Source organism: Empedobacter sp. UBA6745 (genome assembly GCF_002453775.1).
GTDB lineage: Bacteria > Bacteroidota > Bacteroidia > Flavobacteriales > Weeksellaceae > Empedobacter > Empedobacter falsenii_C.
Map to the genome: position 1 here is coordinate 1 of NZ_DKHL01000030.1, position 6,031 is coordinate 6,031.

Consider the following 6,031-nt stretch of genomic DNA (forward strand, 5'->3'; position numbering starts at 1 on the left):
ACGTTTAGGACGCAAGTGATTGGAAAGATATTTTGTAATTTGAGAAAAAATCTATTGGGTAATGAAAAGTATTATTAAGGTGTTTCCTGTCAATTGTGGAGATGCAATTCGTATTATTCAAAAAAGTGGAAATGGTAAAACTGTAGGAAATATCCTTATTGATTCTGGATATATAAACACCTATAAAGTACTTAAAGATGGAATAAGAGATATTCTTGAAAGTAAATCAATGATTGACCTTTGGATTTTGACACACCTAGATGCAGATCATATTAATGGGGCAATTCAGTTTTTAACAGATCATGAAAATATTGAGCTCGTACCAAAAATTAAGGAATTATGGTTTAATTTTTTTGAATCCTTCAGCATTAAAAATAAAGACGGATATGTAAGTTTTGGAAAAGGAATTAAGTTAAAGAAACAGTTGAAGAAATTATGTATTCCATTTAATAATGAAATTATTGCAGGTCATAAAAAAATCAAAATAAATAATGCTCAAATAACTATCCTTTCGCCTGACCGTAAAACGTATAAAGAACTTATAAAACAGTGGGAAGATGAAGAAATAAAGTATGACATGATATATAATAGTACTTATGCTGCTACGGGAAAGGACTATGATAAAATGAAGATTAAGGCGCTCGCAGAATTAAAGGATTTTAAGATATCCACAAAATCCAAAGATTTAGCGAATCGAAGTTCTATAGCATTTATCTACGAAGTAGGTCGAGACAAAGTTCTTTTCCTTGGTGATGCCTTACCACATATAATAATAGAAGCATTGAAGTCCCTGGGCTATTCAAAAAAGAAGAGATTAAAAATAAAATATCTTAAACTTGCCCATCATGGGAGTAGGGCAAATTTCAATAAAGGGTTAATGGATTACATTGATTGTGACGAATTCATAATTTCTGCGAACGGTAATAACGTGCATGGAATACCGGATAAGGAGGTGCTTTCTAAGATCATCTTACATGCAAACAGAGATTTTAAAAAAACAATAAAGTTCCATTTTAATCATGCAGATGAACGGTTTTTAAAAATGTTTGAAGTTGATGATAAGGAAAGAGAAAAATATAATTTTATATCTCTTTTTCCTAAAAAAGGGAAAGTATTAAAATTGAAATTTTAACTATGAAAATCAAAGAGAGATTTAAAAAAAATACCGTACGTACAAGCTGTAAAGGCATTTTAGGTAGCGCAACAATTTTTAAATTGGATGAGAAAGCAGAATCGGTATTTGTTGTAACTGCCAAACATAATATCCTCGGAACAAGGTTTAATAACAAGGCAACCTATAAAAATGTAAAAATTGAAAAATTTGTTGGCGAGCAGAGAGTGTTTAAATACAAACTCACAAAAAATGATAAAATTGTGCATTTAGATAATGATGTAACAGTCATTGAAATCTTTTGTAAAGATGATTTATTTAAAGATGTGGACGTTGTAAGAATTTCGCAAGCTGATGAATTTACAACAAAATGCTATTTTTGTGGTTATCCGAGATTTGAGAATAATCGCAAAGCAAAAACATATTCAACCTCATTAGATTCTTTAAATTCAGTAAGTCTATTGTATGAGTTTAAAGTTGAAAATAACTTTTTGAAATATTATGATGGACTAGAGGTCCCGGCCGTGGTAATGGGCTTCTCAGGAAGCGGTATATATGCTCATAGTGAAAATGATTTATATTTATTAGGCATAATCAGTGAATTTCAGCGAAGTGGAGAATTTGTTTGTCATCCAGTACATGATTTTTTTAAAGAAAAAGTAAAAATATATGATTTTCATGAAGAATCACTATTACCTCAAAAATCATTATTGAGAGTACTTGAAAAATCACTGCAACAATTAAAGCCCAGATACTCAGAAAGTAATTTTGATTTACCAATTGAGAAAACATTTGATTCTTTTGTTGGAAATTCAGAGCGTCAGAAGTTTTTAGCTGAGTATTTTAAGCATATTTTCAGGCCTAATAATATTTTAAGTGATAATAATAATGCGACTGTAAAAAAAATAATAAAAAACACGGGCCACCTTGTTCTCTCTACTAAGGACGGAAATCTAACCGTAAAGGATAAGATCGATCAAATCATACCTGAAATTAATGAAATTGCCTCTATTTGTAACGACCATAGCCTTAATTGTAGAAATCCTCAGATTTTAGAAAAGTTGGAACTTTCGATTAATTCCGCACTACAATCACTTAACGAGTTTAATGAAAGTTTAGAGAAGTTATCTTCCATCACTGATTTAACAAGATTTATTAGTGCAACTGTTCAAGCATTAAATATGATCAAAATTTCGATTCCAAACTTTGCATTTAATCAAAATAAAATCATGATGATTAAAAGTAAAGCTGGGAATGGCAAATCGCAACTTTTAGGACATATAGCAAAGAAATGGAGTAGCAATAATGTTCCCTGTATTTTGATTCTAGGTCAAAGTTTATCTGAGCATAGATCCCCTTGGCTGCAGATACAAAAACATATGACAGGCAAGGATAGTACCCTGGAAGAATTTTTATCGCTTTTAAACAAAAAAGGAGTTATAGCTAACCACCCTTTTGTAATTTTTATAGATGCGATTAATGAGGGAAAAGGAATTCCTTTATGGAACGAGTTTTACACGTCATTTATAGAAGAGTTGGAACATTACCCAATGATAAAAATTGTTTTAAGTTATAGGACAACATATGAAGATGCACTTTTCGATGGTATTGAAATTAATTCTGAAATAAAAATTGAGCATAAGGGATTTAAAGGAATGGAAGAACAGGCCGTTAAGTTCTTTTTTGAGGAAGCTAATTTACCAGTTCCAAAACTTCCTAAATATTCAGATAATTTTAGTAATCCCTTATTTCTCAAACTCTTTGTAATTTATTGTAAAAAGTATGAAGGACGTTTAAATCGGAATGAGTTATTGGGAATTTCAAATATTTTCAACAATTTTTTTAAGTACATAAANNTTGATCTTGTTGGTCTCTGTATAGATAGTTTTGTTTATGAATTAGCAAAAAGCCAAAAGGGCTACATAAATTATATGGACTCATACCTGCTAATTGAGAAGACCGTGAGTATTTTTTTGAATGACTCAGGATTCCTTAAAAGTTTAATTTCTGAGGATTTATTCAATGAAACTATTTATTGGAATAGTGGTAACTATGAATACGGAATTGTATTTTCATATCAAAAGATCGGAGATTTCCTTTTGGCCAGGCACTTGATTCAGGGAAAAAGTTTAAATCAAGTAAAAAACTTGAAGACAAAAAATAATCAACTATTAAAATATTTAGAAGATACTACTTACGCTCAGGAGAATTTAGGGATATTGGAATCAATTTGTGTCCAGTTGCCTGAACTATTCAAAACAGAGATCTTTGATATTTGGCCAGATTACATTAGTAGTAAAAATCTTGAAACAGCCTTTTTGTCCTCCTTAAGTGACAGATCTAATTCGGGTATCAATGAAAGGACAATACATCATTTAAAACGAATTCTAAACGAAAGGAGTGTACGAGGTTACGAAATTTGGGAAAACGTATTTTCATTTTTATTCGAACCTGGTAATTCATTAAATGCTGATTTTTTACATAGTTTTCTATTTAGTTTAGAACTTAATGAGAGGGATACAAATTGGACATTGTATATAAATCAATATGATAGGCTTGAGGATGGCAGTTATATCTCAATGGTCTTACTCAAAGGTTTATCATTAATACCTCACAAAGAAAGTGAAAAGGAACTAATGTTTTCTGCTGCAAAAGTCATAACTTGGTTCTTAAGTAGTTCTAATCGAAATTTAAGAGATGATGCATCGAAAATTTTGATTTTGCTAATGGCAAATAACCTACATTGTCTTTTGCCATTAATAAAGGAGTTTGAAGATGTCAATGACCCATATATTAAACAAAGGCTATATGCTGTTGCCTTCGGCAGTGCGATAAAAAATGATAATAGAGATTTACTCAATGAACTTTCTCTGTATCTATACCATTCAATATTTAAGCAGACTGAAGTTGTTGCAGACATTTTGTTAAGAGATTATGCAAGATTAACAATCGAATACTATCAATTTAAATTCAATGATCTAGAGATAGATTTTAAAGCCATTAGGCCCCCATACAATAGCAGAAAGATTGGGAGATTTCCAACTAATAATGTTATTGATAATTATCCCAAGAAACTAGGCTATAAAGAAGATTCATATGCGGGAATTCACGAGTTGTTGAGTTCAATGGTTACCGAATATGGAAGGCCTGGAAATATGTATGGTGACTTTGGTAGGTACACCTTCGGAAGTGCGTTTAAAAACTGGGCTAATGTTGATGATAACAAATTGAGTAATCTAGCAATAAAATTAATCGTTGAGNNCAAAATTTTGAGTGATCTCGACACTGGTCAAAACTCTTATTCTCGGAAAGCTCCAAAAATCGAAAGAATTGGAAAAAAATATCAATGGATAGCATTTCATGAATTATTAGCGATTGTTTCAGATCACTATACATTTTCCAATAGACATGGTATCAACGACAATAATTTAAGTTATGAAGGACCTTGGCTTCCGCATGTCAGAGATTTTGATCCAACTGAAGTTTCATTTTTTACTGAGGAAAACGACCGAAAATTATTAAATGGTTATGAATATAAGTTCGAAGAAGAATATACTGATTGGTTAACTTCCAAAAGTTCGATTCCTGATCCTAGGAAAATCATAACTTATAAAGATAAAGAAGGAGAAGATTGGCTTATACTGGAAATGTCTTATACTTGGACTGATGGTCAGGACAGGTCAAATTCTCAGAAAACACTTTGGTACCAATATAGAAGCTACATCACTAAAGAAACTGAGCATCAGAAAATTCTTGAATGGTCAAAAAGTCAGAATTTTATGGGGCGTTGGATGCCCGAATGCGCTAATAGAACGGAACAATACTTAGGAGAGTTTTTCTGGTCTCCTTCATGTAAGACCTTCAGAAATTCCTACTATAGTGGTAATTTTTGGGAAGATTTACGTGGGGAAAGCGGAGGAGCGTCCATCGGAGAAGTGTCGGTAACTGCACTTGAGTATATATGGGAAAAAGATATAGAAAGAAGTAAATCGTTTAAGGTACCGAATGAATATTTGTTTAAAATTTTGGAACTGCAACCTACTACTGGACAAGCTACTTTTAAGGACTCTGAAGGTCAAATCATAGCCTTTGATCCATCATACAACGATTCGAAGATTTCCTGCTTAGTAGTAAATAAGAAAAAACTTTTAAATAAACTGAGAGAGAATGGACTGGATATCTTTTGGACAGTATTAGGAGAAAAACAGTTACAAGAGCGGGGTGAAAATAAAACATTGAAATATTTTCCAAATACTGATATATCAATGGTATTGTATTTTCAGAAAAATAAATTGAAGAAGAGTGAAAACATAGATGTAAATTTTAATAATGCTCCTATTTAGCGAATTGTAACTGAGCAGTGCTTTTACCTAAGTAGTCAAGATCACTTTTTGTATTCCAGTTATCGATAGATCTAACTATTCGAAATAATTTACGGTGGTGGAATCTACGCATATTCGAACTATCTTTTTTAAGATTGTATGAGGGCACGTTATCGAAGACAATAAAATAGCTGCCATGATTTTGCCATAATAAATTTGCTCTGACTTTTATGATATTTTGAAGCGGCGGTGTATACAAGGTGAAATCAAAATACTAGATCTTTATACGATTTTTAGACCATCTATTCATTTTTGGAACAATCTGAATTATCCTTTTTGAAGCCTAAATAACATTCCGGAAACTACAGTGATAACGCTGTAAGATAATACAAGTCCTAAGCTACAAGTTTTTGATAATAGATAGCATGTAGTACAAATACCAATAACGGTAAGTGAAATTAGAATCGTCCGTACCCTTTTTACATTTATTTCATAACGATTTAATAGATAGAACACAATTATATATACAAATAATGTAGGAAGAGATAATACAGTTCCGCCTATCAATATCCAAGGGAAAAGCCACGAGACTGTAACG

Annotated in this window: 1 protein-coding gene; it reads left to right on the forward strand. The window is 31.6% G+C overall.

What is annotated here, in order from left to right; translation table 11 throughout:
* The first annotated feature begins 61 nt into the window (after positions 1-61).
* Positions 62-1,132: a ComEC/Rec2 family competence protein gene (locus B4H69_RS08775; protein ID WP_115048313.1), complete on the forward strand. Its 1,071-nt coding sequence runs from the start codon at positions 62-64 to the stop codon at positions 1,130-1,132.
* Positions 1,133-6,031 lie beyond the last annotated feature (4,899 nt).